This is a genomic window from Streptomyces populi, assembly GCF_002911015.1.
Lineage (GTDB): Bacteria > Actinomycetota > Actinomycetes > Streptomycetales > Streptomycetaceae > Streptomyces > Streptomyces populi.
In genome coordinates this window covers 48,833-61,505 of record NZ_KZ626853.1, presented here as the reverse complement: position 1 = coordinate 61,505, position 12,673 = coordinate 48,833, and the positions used below count along the sequence as shown (strand labels likewise).

General features: G+C 72.4%; 8 protein-coding genes. 5 read left to right on the top strand and 3 right to left on the bottom strand.

What is annotated here, in order from left to right:
• The first annotated feature begins 45 nt into the window (after positions 1 to 45).
• Entirely contained in the window at positions 46 to 2,133 is a 2,088-nt protein-coding gene (locus CW362_RS10255) for an MDR family MFS transporter (protein ID WP_162684032.1), read from the top strand.
• Positions 2,134 to 2,173: 40 nt separating this feature from the next.
• Here the strand turns inward: CW362_RS10255 and CW362_RS10250 are convergent, their stop codons facing one another.
• Together CW362_RS10250 and CW362_RS10245 are read right to left on the bottom strand one after the other, a co-directional pair.
• On the bottom strand, positions 2,174 to 2,947 hold the full coding sequence (locus CW362_RS10250) for a sulfite exporter TauE/SafE family protein (RefSeq protein ID WP_103549075.1): 774 nt from the start codon (positions 2,945 to 2,947) through the stop codon (positions 2,174 to 2,176).
• A 234-nt stretch (positions 2,948 to 3,181) separates the two neighbouring features.
• Positions 3,182 to 4,369 carry a thiolase family protein gene (locus tag CW362_RS10245; protein ID WP_103549074.1) on the bottom strand — a complete coding sequence of 396 codons (1,188 nt, stop codon included), beginning with the start codon at positions 4,367 to 4,369 and terminating at the stop codon, positions 3,182 to 3,184.
• 318 nt (positions 4,370 to 4,687) lie between these two features.
• Between CW362_RS10245 and CW362_RS10240 the strand changes: the two genes are divergently transcribed.
• The 3 genes from CW362_RS10240 to CW362_RS10230 all read left to right on the top strand — a co-directional run bounded on the left by CW362_RS10240 (position 4,688) and on the right by CW362_RS10230 (position 8,369).
• Positions 4,688 to 5,503 (top strand): SAM-dependent methyltransferase, encoded by an 816-nt coding sequence (locus tag CW362_RS10240; RefSeq protein WP_103549073.1) that lies wholly within the window; start codon positions 4,688 to 4,690, stop codon positions 5,501 to 5,503.
• Between the two features lie 125 nt (positions 5,504 to 5,628).
• Complete coding sequence (locus tag CW362_RS10235; RefSeq protein ID WP_162684031.1) at positions 5,629 to 6,384, top strand: CBS domain-containing protein; 756 nt, start codon at positions 5,629 to 5,631, stop codon at positions 6,382 to 6,384.
• Between the two features lie 248 nt (positions 6,385 to 6,632).
• Positions 6,633 to 8,369 carry a GAF domain-containing sensor histidine kinase gene (locus tag CW362_RS10230; protein WP_103549072.1) on the top strand — a complete coding sequence of 579 codons (1,737 nt, stop codon included), beginning with the start codon at positions 6,633 to 6,635 and terminating at the stop codon, positions 8,367 to 8,369.
• Positions 8,370 to 8,441: 72 nt separating this feature from the next.
• Here CW362_RS10230 and CW362_RS10225 read toward each other — a convergent pair whose 3' ends face one another.
• Entirely contained in the window at positions 8,442 to 10,259 is a 1,818-nt protein-coding gene (locus CW362_RS10225; RefSeq protein ID WP_103549071.1) for an ABC transporter ATP-binding protein, read from the bottom strand.
• 223 nt (positions 10,260 to 10,482) lie between these two features.
• Between CW362_RS10225 and CW362_RS10220 the strand changes: the two genes are divergently transcribed.
• Entirely contained in the window at positions 10,483 to 12,630 is a 2,148-nt protein-coding gene (locus CW362_RS10220) for a SpoIIE family protein phosphatase (protein ID WP_162684030.1), read from the top strand.
• Positions 12,631 to 12,673: the final 43 nt, after the last annotated feature.

The window sequence follows — 12,673 nt, the reverse complement described above, 5'->3', positions numbered from 1 at the left end:
TCGCCCCGCATGCACGGGGAGCCCGCCGGTGTGAGGGTGGCGACTGTGACGATCACCGAGGACACCGCGCCGGCCCCGGCGGGGGCGCCCGGACCGCCGGTGCTGGACAACCGCCGCCGCAACATCGTCTTCGCGACGATCTCGCTGGGGCTGCTGCTCGCCGCCCTGGACCAGACGATCGTGGGCACCGCGCTGCCGACGATCGTGTCGGACCTGGGCGGCGCCGCGCACATGTCCTGGGTGGTGACCGCGTACCTGCTGGCGGAGACCGTGTCCACGGTGCTCGTCGGCAAGTTCGGCGACCTGTTCGGCCGCAAGGTGGTCTTCCAGGCGTCGGCGGTCATCTTCATCACCGGGTCGTTCCTGTGCGGGCTCGCCACGAACATGTCCCTGCTGATCGCCTGGCGGGGGTTGCAGGGCGTCGGCGCGGGCGGTCTGATGGTGACCTCCATGGCGCTGATCGCCGATGTCATCCCGCTGCGCGAGCGGGGCAAGTACCAGGGCGCGATCGGTGCCGTCTTCGGTGTGGCCACCGTCATCGGGCCGCTGCTCGGCGGGCTGTTCACGGACCATCTGACCTGGCGCTGGGCGTTCTACATCAACGTGCCCCTCGCGATCCTCGTGGTGATCGCGGCGGCGCGCACCATCCCCGTGGTGAGGTCGGCGACCCGGCCGGTCATCGACTATCTGGGCATCGCCCTGGTCGCGGTGGGGGCCAGCGCCCTGATCCTGGCGACGAGTTGGGGCGGCAACGAGTACGCCTGGGGATCGCCGGTCATCATCGGGCTCTTCGTCGGCGGTCTGGTCGCGCTCGGCCTGTTCTGCCTGGTGGAGACGCGCGCCGCCGAACCGATGCTGCCGATGCGGCTGTTCTCCAACCCGGTCTTCTCGGTCTGCTCGATCCTCAGTTTCATCGTGGGCTTCGCGATGCTCGGCGCGATGACGTATCTGCCGACCTACCTTCAGTACGTCGACGGGGACTCGGCCACGGTCTCCGGGGTGCGCACGCTGCCGCTGGTCATGGGGCTGCTCATCGCGTCGGTCTTCAGCGGCAACGTGGTCAGCAAGACCGGGCGGTACCGGATCTTCCCTATCGTCGGTTCCCTGGTGATGACGGTCGGGCTCTATCTGATGTCGCGCATGGGTCCGGGCACCGGGGCGTGGCTGGAGTCCCTGTACATGTTCGTGCTCGGCACCGGGATCGGGCTGTGCATGCAGGTGCTGACGATCGCGGTGCAGAACACCGTCGAGTACACCGACCTCGGCACCGCGACGTCCGGGGTCACCTTCTTCCGCACGCTGGGCAGTTCGTTCGGCACGGCCGTCTTCGGCACGATCTACACCAACGCGCTCAAGCCCAACCTGACCGACGGGATCAGGACGGCCGTCGGGACGGGCGCGGCCCCGCCGGCCGTCGTCGCCCGGGCGGCGCAGAGCCCGGAGGGGCTGCACCGGCTGCCGCCGAGGGCGGCCGCGCCCATCGTCGACGCGTACGCCGACACCCTGCACACGGTGTTCCTGTGGACGGTCCCGGTCGCGCTCCTCGGCTTCGTCGTGGCGCTGTTCCTCAAGCAGGTGGAGCTGCGCGACAGCGCGCGCATGGGGTCGACGGACATGGGCGAGGGTTTCGCGTCGCCGTCCACCGCGGACTCCCGCAGGCTGCTGGAGGCCGCGGTCGGGAAGATCATCGGCGCCACGGAGACGAACACCGCGCGCCGGGTCGTGCTGGAGTCCGACACCCGGCTCGACGTGGCGGGCGCCTGGGCCGTGATGCAGGTGGAGCTGTTCACCCGCATGGTCGGCCACGCCAACCTCGCGCTGATCGCCGCCCGGCGCCGGCTGCCTCCCGAGGTGCTCGTCCCGGTCTTCGACCGCATGGTCGAGGAGGGGTATCTGACCCGGCACGGATCGCTGTTCTCGCACACGGCGGCGGGCGAGCGCGAGGCCCGGGTGATCAGTGAGGCCTGGGGCCGCTGGCTCGCCGCGCGGGTGGAGCGGGATCTCGGCCGCCCGTCCGGCGCGGAACTGCGCGCCGCCGTCGACACCATCGCCAAGCGGCTGCTGGCCGAGGACCTGGCGCAGGGCCTGCAACCCGACCGGCCCCCGGAGCTGACGTCGTCCGGCACGAGCTGACGGGCCGCCGGGCGGGGCCCGCGGAAGTCCCCGGGCCGGGTCAGGGGAGCAGGAGCTGCACGCCGCCCACCACCGTCGCCGCGATCACCAGGCGGTCGAAGAGCAACTGGTTGATGCGCTTCACCGCCCACTTCCCGATGAACGCCCCCGGGACCACGAAGACGGCCAGCGCCGCGTCCAGCAGCAGCGAACGGCCGTCGATCAGACCGAGGCCCGCGCTGAACGGCAGCTTGGAGACGTTGACGATGAGGAAGAAGAAGGCGGAGGTGCCGAGGAAGCCGAGCTTGCGGAAGCCCGCCGAGAGGAGATACATCGACATCACCGGGCCGCCCGCGTTGGCGACCATGGTGGTGAAGCCGCCGAGGACCCCGTAGGAACGTGCCGTGACGCGGCCCGCGCGGGTCACGACCGCACCCGGCTCCTCGTCCTGGGCGGCGGCCCGGCGGCGCCACAGCGTGATCCCGGTCATCAGCAGCAGGGTCGCGCCGATCGAGACCCGTACGACGGCGTCGTCGGCCCACACCAGGAACAGCGTGCCGAGGACGACACCGGCGGCGACCGCCGGGAACAGCCGCCACAGCGTGGGCCAGTGGGCGTGGCGCCGGTAGGTGGCGACGGCGAGCACGTCGCCGACGATCAGGAGGGGAAGCAGGACTCCCGTCGAGGCGCGGGCGGGCAGTACGGCGGCGAAGACCGCCAGACTGACCGTGTTGGCGCCGCTGACGGCGGTCTTGGAGAAGCCGACGAGCAGAGCCGCGGCGGCGAGAGCGGCGAACTCCCCCATGGATATGTGCCAGAGCGTCATCGTGTTCATGCGGGGGTCGATGCTATGTCCACGCTTCTCGCCCGGGTGACGAGGGGCCCGCCGGGCGACGTCCGGGCACACCGGCGGACACGGGTCGGCCGGTGCGCCGGGGCGGAACCGGGCGGGCCCGCGCGAGGGGCGAACGGCGCCCCCGGCCGTGACGCCCCTCGTGCACGGGACCCGCGGCCGGGGTCCGGGACGTCAGGTCCGGGACGTCAGGTCCGGGACGTCAGGTCCGGGACGTCAGTGGCGTTCCACCAGGACCGCGCTGCCCTGCCCCACGCCGACGCACATCGTGGCCAGGCCGCGCTCGGCGCCCGTGCGGCGCATGCGGTGCAGCAGGGTGGTGAGGATGCGGGCTCCCGAGGCGCCGAGCGGGTGGCCCAGCGCGATGGCGCCGCCGGTCGGGTTGACGAGGTCCGGGTCGATGCCGAGCTGGTCCACGCAGGCGAGTGCCTGGGCGGCGAACGCCTCGTTGAACTCGGCCTCCTGGATGTCGGCGACGGTCCAGCCGACGCGTCCGAGCGCCTTGCGGGTCGCGGGCACCGGGCCGATGCCCATGACGTCGGGACCGACACCGGCCGAGGCCCCGGCGACGTACCGTCCGAGCGATTCGAGGCCGAGTTCGTTCAGGGCCTCCTCGCTGACGAGCAGCACGCCGGCGGCGCCGTCGTTCATCGGCGAGGCGTTGCCCGCGGTGACCGTGCCGCCGGCGCGGAACACCGGCTTGAGCCGGGCCAGCCTGTCGAGCGAGGTGTCCTCCCGCACGCATTCGTCGCTGTCGACGATCACGCCGTCGGGGCGCTCGACGGGAAGCAGTTCGGCGTCGAACCACCCGTTCTTGCGGGCGTCCGCCGCGCGCTGGTGGCTGCGCAGCGCGAACGCGTCCTGCCGCTCGCGCGAGACGCCGTACCGCCCGGCGACCTCCTCGGCGGTCTCCCCCATGGACAGGACGCCGTGCAGGTCCTTCATCGCCGGGTTGACCAGCCGCCAGCCGAGCCGGGTGTCGACGGTCTCGATGCGGTGCGGCAGCGCCTCGTCCGGGCGGGGCAGCACGAAGGGGGCCCGGCTCATCGACTCGGAGCCTCCGGCGAGCACGATGTCGGCCTCGCCGGAGGCGATGGCGCGGGCCGCCGCCGTCACGGCTTCGAGGCCGGAGGCGCAGAGCCGGTTGACGGTGGCGCCGGGTACGGTGTCGGGCAGTCCGGCGAGCAGCGCGGCCATCCGGGCGACGTTGCGGTTGTCCTCGCCGGCCTGGTTGGCCGCGCCCCAGTAGACGTCGTCGACGCGGGCCGGGTCCAGGGTGGGCACCTCGGCGACCAGACCGCGGACGACGCCAGCGGCGAGGTCGTCGGGCCGCACGGAGGACAGGGCACCGCGCAGCTTGCCGATGGGCGTGCGGCGAGCGGCCGCGAAGTGGACGGGACGCACGACAGGACTCCTGACGGACACCGGCGGACGGGCGCCGGACGGTGGTGAGCACAAGCCAGCGCCGACATTAATTAGCACTGCTAGTTTTGGACTATATCCCCGCGCCGAGCCCTTGGGAAGATCCCCCTGCGGCCGTTGTCCGTCCGTCCCGAGCGCCCCGGTCCGTACGGGATCGCTCCACGGCCGGGCGGCCGGGGCGGTGGCCGAGGATCGACGGCCGTCCGCTCCGCCCTCCGCGCGGATGGCAGACTGCTCGCGCGCCTCCGCCGGACCCGGGCCGGCGAGGTGAACAGGCCGAGCGAAGCAGGGAGTTGTCGTATGACGGGGACGGGGTCCGCCGCGGACGGGATCGACACCAGCAGGCCGCATCCGGCGCGGGTGTACGACTGGTACCTGGGCGGCAAGGACAACTACCCGGTGGACGAACGGCTCGGGCAGCAGATCACGGCGCGTGATCCCGGGGCCAGACGGGCCGCGCGCAGCAACCGCTGGTTCATGCAGCGCGCCACCCGCCATCTGGTCCGTACGGCGGGAATCCGCCAGTTCCTGGACATCGGCACCGGCATTCCCACCGAGCCCAACCTCCACCAGATCGCGCAGAGCACCGCCCCGGACGCACGGGTGGTGTACGTCGACAACGACCCGATCGTCCTCGCCCACGCCGAGGCGCTGCTGCGCGGCACCGACGAGGGCAGGACGGAGTACGTCCACGCGGACGTGCGCGAGCCGCGGAAGATCCTCGACGAGGCCGCGCGCGTGCTCGACCTCGGCCGTCCCGTGGCCCTGTCGCTGATCGCGCTGATGCATTTCGTCGCCGACGACGACGGCGCGTACGAACTGGTCGGGACCCTGGTCGACGCGCTGGCGCCGGGCAGCTTCCTGTCGCTGTCCACGATGACCGCCGACTTCGAGCCGGAGGAGGTCCGGCGGGGCATCGAGGCGTACGCGCGCGGCGGCGTCACCCTGGTGGGCCGCTCGCACGCCGGGGTGAGCCGTTTCTTCGAGGGGCTGGACCTGGTCGAGCCCGGTGTCGTCTCGGTGAAGGACTGGCGTCCCGAGCTCGCGGAGGGCGAGTCCCCGATCGGCGACGAGCCGGTGTCGCTGTACGGCGGGGTCGGCCTCAAGAGCCGGTGAGTGCCGGGGCCGCGGGTGTCCGGCCCGGGCCCTTCGACCCGTCGGCCGGGACGGTCGGCCCCTGCCGCCGGGGGCGCCGGAGGGGAACCCTGGGAAGCCGTCGGAGCAGGAAGCGAGATGGCGAGATGACCCTCATCGTCGGGCAGGTGATGACCAGCGAGGTCGTCGGGGCGCACCGGGAGATGTCCTTCAAGGAGGTGGCCCGGCTGCTGGACCGGCACCGGATCAGCGGACTGCCGGTCGTGGACGACGACGACAAGGTCGTGGGCGTGATCTCGGGGACCGATCTGCTGCGGCTACAGGCGGCCCGGTCCGGCCGGGGAGCGGGACGGCCCGGGTGGCTGCCGTCATCGCGCCGCACGCCGTCCCGTCCGGGGCGGAGGGTGCGCGGCGCGAAGGCCGCCCGGACCGGGGGCGCCCGCGCCACGACCGTGGGGCAGCTGATGTCGACGCCCGCGATCACCGTGCATCCGGAGCAGCGGGTCGCCGATGCCGCCCGGATCATGGAGCGGCATCGCGTCGAACGGCTGCCGGTGGTGGACGAGGAGGACCGGCTGATCGGGATCGCCACTCGCAGCGACCTGCTGCGGGTCTTCCTACGGACGGACGAGGAGATCCGCCGGGAGGTCGCCGACGACGTGCTGGTGCACGCGCTGTCGCTGCCGCCGCACTCCGTGACCGTCTCGGTCGACGACGGCGTGGTGACGCTGGAGGGGCAGTTGCAGCACCGCAGCCGGATCCCGGAGGCGATCCGGCTGACCTGGCGGGTCGACGGTGTCGTCGGGGTCATGAGCGGTCTGACGTTCCGTATCGACGACACCCTCCCCGTCGAGCGGCACGCCGCACGGCTGACCGACCCCCGGTGGATGGCCGGACACTGAGCCGTGCCCGGGATGGCCGGCGGACGTACGGACGCCCCGGGACCCGGCCGTCACGGGCGCCGCCCGTCCGGTCATCGTGCTCCGCCGGCCCGCCCGGGATCCTCCGCACCGCGGCTCTCCTGAACCATTCGCGCCTGTTCCTCCCTTCCGTCCCCGAAACCGTCGCCGCGATCCGCGCAGGTGCCCGACCCCGGGCACGGGCGGTCGGGCATCATGGCTTCGACGGGCGGCAAGTGGAGGGATCTCGAATGGACCAGAGCGCGCACCTTCCGGAGGAGCCGTCGGCCCCGCAGTTCCGGCTGGACGCCCTGCTGGAGGACCTGCAGGAGCAGGTGCAGCGTGTGCGCGGCACCCAGAACCGGGTGCACACCCTTCTCGAGGCGGTTCTCGCGATAGGCAGCGACCTGGACCTCGACGTGGTCCTGCGGCAGATAGTGGAGTCCGCGGTGCAGCTCGTCGACTGCCGCTACGGGGCGCTCGGCGTCCTCGGCGACGAGGGCGGCATCAAGCAGTTCATCACGGTGGGCATCGACGAGGAGACCATCGCCCGCATCGGTCACTACCCCCGGGGAGAGGGCATCCTCGGCCTGCTCATCCGCGAGCCGCACGCGCTGCGGCTCCCCGTCCTGAGCGACCACCCGGACTCCGTCGGGTTCCCGCCCGGCCACCCCCCGATGACCACGTTCCTCGGCACGCCCGTGCAGGTCCGCGACAAGATCTTCGGCAACCTGTACCTCACGGAGAAGCACGGTGGGGCCGAGTTCGACGCCGAGGACGAGGCGGTGCTGCGCACGCTCGGCGCGGCGGCCGGTGTGGCCATCGACAACGCCAGGCTGTACGACGACGCCCGGCGCCGCGAGCGCTGGCTGGCCGCGAGCAGCGAGCTGACCCGCACCCTGCTGTCGGGCGCCGACCCGGCCGACGTCCTGCACGCGTTCACGGCGACGGTCCGGGAGCTGTCCGACGCGGATCTGGTCACCCTGGCGCTGCCGCTGACCGGGACCACGGACCTGGTCATCGAGTCCGCCGAGGGACACGACGCCGACCAGGTGCGGGGGCTGACCCTGCCCGACGGGACGAGTCTGGCGGCCAAGGTGTACGCCTCCGGCGAGCGGATCGTCAGCCCCTCGCTCAGCCAGGACCCGCGCACCGGGACGGGCAGCGCCTCGGTCCTCGACCTCGGTCCCGCGTTCGTGATCCCGCTCGGCACCCAGGAACGGGTGCGCGGCGTCCTCCAGGTCGCGAACCGGCAGGGCGGCCCCGCGTTCCCCGACGCCACCATCGACATGATCGCCGGATTCGCCGGCCACGCGGCGCTGGCCCTGGAGATCGCCGAACACCGCCGCGACGCGGAACAGCTGCTCGTCCTCAACGACCGTGACCGCATCGCGCGCGACCTGCACGACCTGGCCATCCAGCGGCTCTTCGCGGGCGGGCTCAGCCTTCAGTCGGTCCTCAACCGGCTCGCCGACCGGCCCGAGGTGGCCGAACGCGTCCAGCGGGTGGTGGACGACCTCGACGACACGATCAAGGTCGTACGCTCGACGATCTACGCCCTGCGGGAGAGCGACCGGTCGGACGCCACCGCCGGTCTGCGCGCCCGGCTCGTCACCGAGGTGGGCCGCGCGGCCGAGACGCTCGGCTTCACCCCCGCGCTGCGCATGAGCGGACTGCTGGACACCGACGTCTCCGACGAGCAGCGGGAACACGTGCTCGCGGTCCTGCGCGAGGCCCTGTCCAACGCGGCCCGGCACGCCCGTGCCACGGCCGTGGAGGTCACCGCCGAGGCCACCGCCGACACGCTGCGGCTGCGGGTGGCGGACAACGGCCGCGGCATCGGCCCCGACGTCACCCGGCGCAGCGGTCTCGGCAACATCGGCACCCGCGCCGAGCACCTCGGCGGCAGTTGCGCCCTGACGGCCAACGAGCCGAGCGGCACCGTCCTGGAGTGGACGGTGCCGCTGCGCCACGACCACCCGGCCTGACCCGCCTCGCACCCGGGCGCCGTCGTCCCGCCCCCGCGCGCGGCCCGGACCCGGTTCCGGGCCCGTTCGTGCTCAGTGCCGGTCGGCCGGGGCCGGGCTGTCGTCGATGAAGCCGCCGGACTGGTGGCGCCACAGCTTCGCGTAGGCACCCTCCGACGCGAGCAGCTCCTGGTGCGTGCCCTGTTCGACGATCTTCCCGCGGTCGAGGACGACGAGCCGGTCCATGCCGGCGACCGTGCTCAGCCGGTGCGCCACCACGAGCGCCGTACGTCTCTCCATGAGCCGCCACAGCGCCTCCTGGACGAGGATCTCGCTCTCGGAGTCCAGGGCGCTGGTCGCCTCGTCGAGCAGCAGGATCGGCGCGTCGCGCAGGATCGCGCGGGCGAGGGCGACCCGCTGGCGCTGGCCGCCGGACAGCTTGATGCCACGCTCTCCGACCATGGTCGCGAAACCGTCCGGCAGCGCGTCGGCGAACTCCGTCACGTGGGCCGCCTCGGCCGCGCGGCGGATCTCCGCCTCGGTGGCGTCCGGACGGGCGAAGGCGATGTTGTCCCGCAGCGTGCGGTGGAACATCGCCGGGTCCTGCGGCACGTAGGCGATCAGGCTGCGCAGGTCGGCCTGGCGCAGCCTGCTGATGTCCTGGCCGCCGATCAGGATGCGGCCGCCGTCGATGTCCGTCATCCGCAGCAGCAGCCGGGTGAGCGTGGTCTTCCCCCCGCCCGACCGGCCGACCAGACCGATCTTCGCTCCGCTGGGGACGGCCAGTTCGAGCCCGGTGAAGAGCGGCTTCGCGCCGCCGTGGGTGAAGGTCACCCGTTCGAAGCGGACGTCGGCGGCGCGGGGCCGCAGCGGCTCCGGAGCGACGGGGTCCAGCACGGTCGGCGGTGTCATCAGCAGCTCGGTGAACTGGGCCGCCTCCGTCATCGCGCTTTCCAGTCGCCGGTAGATCTGGTTGAACTCGAACATGATCCGGGTCGCGTTGGCGTAGTACGTGAAGGCGACCACGACCGCCTCCACACCGTGCCCGCCCCCGCCGAGCGTGATCGCGAGCAGCAGGCCGAGCGCGTTGGTCAGGACGGACATCGGCGCGACGAGCGTGTCGATGCGCAGGTTGCCGTAGTCCCACGACCGCAGGGTCAGCCGCCGCGACGCCGCGACCCGGGAGCGGTGCTCCGCCGCCTCGCGCTCCTCGGCGGCGAAGGCCCGGACGGTGTCCATGTTCATCAGGCTGTCCGCGACATGGCCCGAGACCCGGGCGATCGCCTCCTCCCGCTGGTCGACGAGCGCCTGGCGGCGGCGGATGAGCGGCACCACGCACACCGCCGTCACGGCGATCATCACCAGGAGTCCGACGACGAGCAGCGGTTCGTAGCGCCACAGCACCACCGACCCGAAGACGAGCGGCACGAGGCTGCCGATGACCTGGAACGTCATCGTGTCGACGAACTCCTCGAACCGGGAGGCGAAGCTCAGCACCCGTTTGGTCAGCGAGCCGGCGAAGTTGTCGTGGAAGAACGAGGCGTCCTTGGCGAACAGTTCGTCCATGCCGATCACGTACAGCCGCTCGATGCCGAGTGCGTCCAGGCGGTTCAGGCAGTGCAGACCGAGACGCCAGAACGCCTCCGCGAGGAGCAGGACGCCGCCGAAGGCGAGGACGTACGGCAGGGCGTCACCGGCGGAGACACCGCTGCCGTCGGCCGCGATACGGCCGACGAGCTTCGCGACGACGAGCGGCGCGACGTAGCTGATGCCGGTGTTGCCCAGCGCCGGCATCAGCATGCCGGTCACGGTCAGCCACCGGAGTCTGCGCAGCTCCCTTCCGTAATAACGAAGTGCGAGGAGCACCGGGCCCCTGCCCGGCAATGCCTTGCGCGATTCAGGAGATGCCATCACAGCCCTGTGTCGTCGTACGGCGGCCCGCCGCGCCGTCCGTGGTTCACCAGGACGTCGATGTCCGGATATGGCGGGCCAGGAATGACATCGTCCCGTGACGACGGCCACGCGGTCCAAGCGTTTTTCTCGGCCACCGGCGGCCCCGCTCCGGTGGCAGGAGCCCGCCTGCGGGGGTTGGATCGGTGCGACGGACGTTACCGACTCATCGAGGTGTTCCGTCGTGACGGATGGATACGGTTCGAAGGCAGGCTCCGCGGACGAGGAGCTGGAGGACGCGCTCCTGGACGCGCTGTTCTCCCGCTCTCCGGCCGGTCTGCACATCTACGACCGGCACCTGCGGCTCGTACGGGTGAACACCGCCGCGCGCATGATGCGCGACTTCCCTGTCGACCGCATGGTCGGGTGCTCCCTGTCCGAGATACTCCGGGCCTTCGACATCTCCGACCGCGGCTCCGTCGAGCGGACCGCCCGGCGGGTGCTGGAGTCCGGCAGACCCGTGTTCGACCTGGCCGTCCGGCTCCGCAGCCGGCGCGAGCCCACCGTCGAGGTGGTCACCTCGGCCACCGTTCTCCGGCTCCAGGGCACCGACGGAACCGTCCTCGGGGTCGCCGCCGCGCTGACCGACGTCACCGCCCGCGTACGGGCCGAGGCGGACCTGCGGCTGCTGAACGAAGCGGCCACCCGGGTCGGTACCACTCTGGACGTGTTCCGCACCGCCGCGGAGTTCGGCGACCTCGCCGTCCCCCGTCTGGCCGACACCGTGACCGTCGACGTCTACGACACCGTCGTACGGGGCCACGCGCCCACGCCGGAGTCCCGCGACCAGGGGGCTGTCCTGCGGCGTGCGGGATTCCGCTCCGCGGCCGGTACCGAGTACCAGGGCGTACCCAGGGTCGGCGAGGTCACCACCTATCCGCCCGCCACGCCCTACCGGGCGGCCCTGGACACCCTGGCGCCCAGGCTGATCGGCCGGCTGGGCCCGGACACCTCCTGGCTCGACCCCGACCGGCGGCGCGATGCCCGGATCCTGGCCGCCGGGGTGCACTCGATGCTGCTCGTCCCCATCCGGGCCCGTGGTCTGGTGCTCGGACTCGCCTGTTTCTACCGGTGGCGCAATCCGACCCCGTTCGACGACAAGGACCTGGTCCTGGCGGAACAGCTCATCACCCATGCCGCGCTCTGCCTGGACAACGCCCGCCAGTACGGACGCGAGCGCTCCACGGCCCGCATCCTCACCGGCCGGCTCGCTCATCCCGAGACGCCCGGAGCCGCCGCGGTCGACCTCGCCCACACCTACCTGCCCGCCGGGACGGGCGGCGCGTGGTTCGACGTCATCCCCCTGTCCGGCGCCAGGATCGCGCTCGTCGCCGGGGACGCGGCCGCGGAAGCGGACGACGCCGACCCCGTGGCCATGGGCGAACTGCGGGCCGCGATCGAAGCCCTGTCCGACCTCGACCTGCCGCCCGACGAGATCCTGGAGCGCCTGCACGATCTCACCAGCCGCCCCCAGCCGTTCCCGTCCGGCTCCCCCGGCCTCCCATCGCCCGACACCTCCCCGGCGAGCTGTCTCTACGTCGTCTACGACCCGGTCACCCGTCTGTGCACGGCAGCGAGCGCGGGGCACCCGGCACCCTTCCTGGTACATCCGGGCGGGGACGTCGAAACCCTCGACGTCGCCCCCGGCCCCCCGCTGGGCCAGGACATCGCCCAGTACCGGTCGACCGAACGCGCCCTGCCGACGGGCAGCACCCTGCTGCTCTACAACACCGCCCTCCTGGCCGAGCCGGTCATGGCACAGTCGCTGCCGAGCCGGATCGCCGAGGCCGCACCCGGCCTCTCCCTCCAGTCGCTGTGCGACTCGCTCGCCCTCGACCTGGGCCCCGACCGGCTCGGCCACGACGCCTTCCTGCTCCTGGCCCGCACCCGCGCCCTCGGTCCGGAGCAGACCAACACCTGGACCTTCCCCAACGACCCCGCGATCGTGTCCATGGCGCGCAAGGCCGCGACCGACCAACTGACCCGCTGGGGCGTCGACGCCGACCTCGTCGACAACACCGCGCTCATCGTCAGCGAGCTGGTGACCAACGCCGTCCGGTACGCCAAGGGCACGATCCGGCTGCGCCTGATCCTCGGTGACACCCTCACCTGTGAAGTCGCCGACGACAGCAGCACCGCCCCGCACCTGCGCCGGGCCCTGGACACGGACGAGCACGGGCGCGGGCTCTTCATCACCGCACAGCTCACCCGCCGCTGGGGCGTCCGGGGGGACAGGCGGGGCAAGGCGATCTGGGCCGAACAGGACCTCGTCCCGTCGTCACCGCCGTCGATGCCGGAGCGGCACGCGCCCGTCGGGGCGGGGACACCGTAGGAAGCGCGGATCCGAGAAGACCCGGAGAACGCCGAAGGCCGCC

Excerpts from the sequence above, each read along its gene's own strand:
- CW362_RS10250 (WP_103549075.1), bottom strand. The coding sequence starts at position 2,947 with ATGAACACGATGACGCTCTGGCACATATCCATGGGGGAGTTCGCCGCT.
- CW362_RS10230 (WP_103549072.1), top strand. The coding sequence starts at position 6,633 with ATGGACCAGAGCGCGCACCTTCCGGAGGAGCCGTCGGCCCCGCAGTTC.
- CW362_RS10225 (WP_103549071.1), bottom strand. The coding sequence starts at position 10,259 with ATGGCATCTCCTGAATCGCGCAAGGCATTGCCGGGCAGGGGCCCGGTG.
- CW362_RS10235 (WP_162684031.1), top strand. The coding sequence starts at position 5,629 with ATGACCCTCATCGTCGGGCAGGTGATGACCAGCGAGGTCGTCGGGGCG.
- CW362_RS10240 (WP_103549073.1), top strand. The coding sequence starts at position 4,688 with ATGACGGGGACGGGGTCCGCCGCGGACGGGATCGACACCAGCAGGCCG.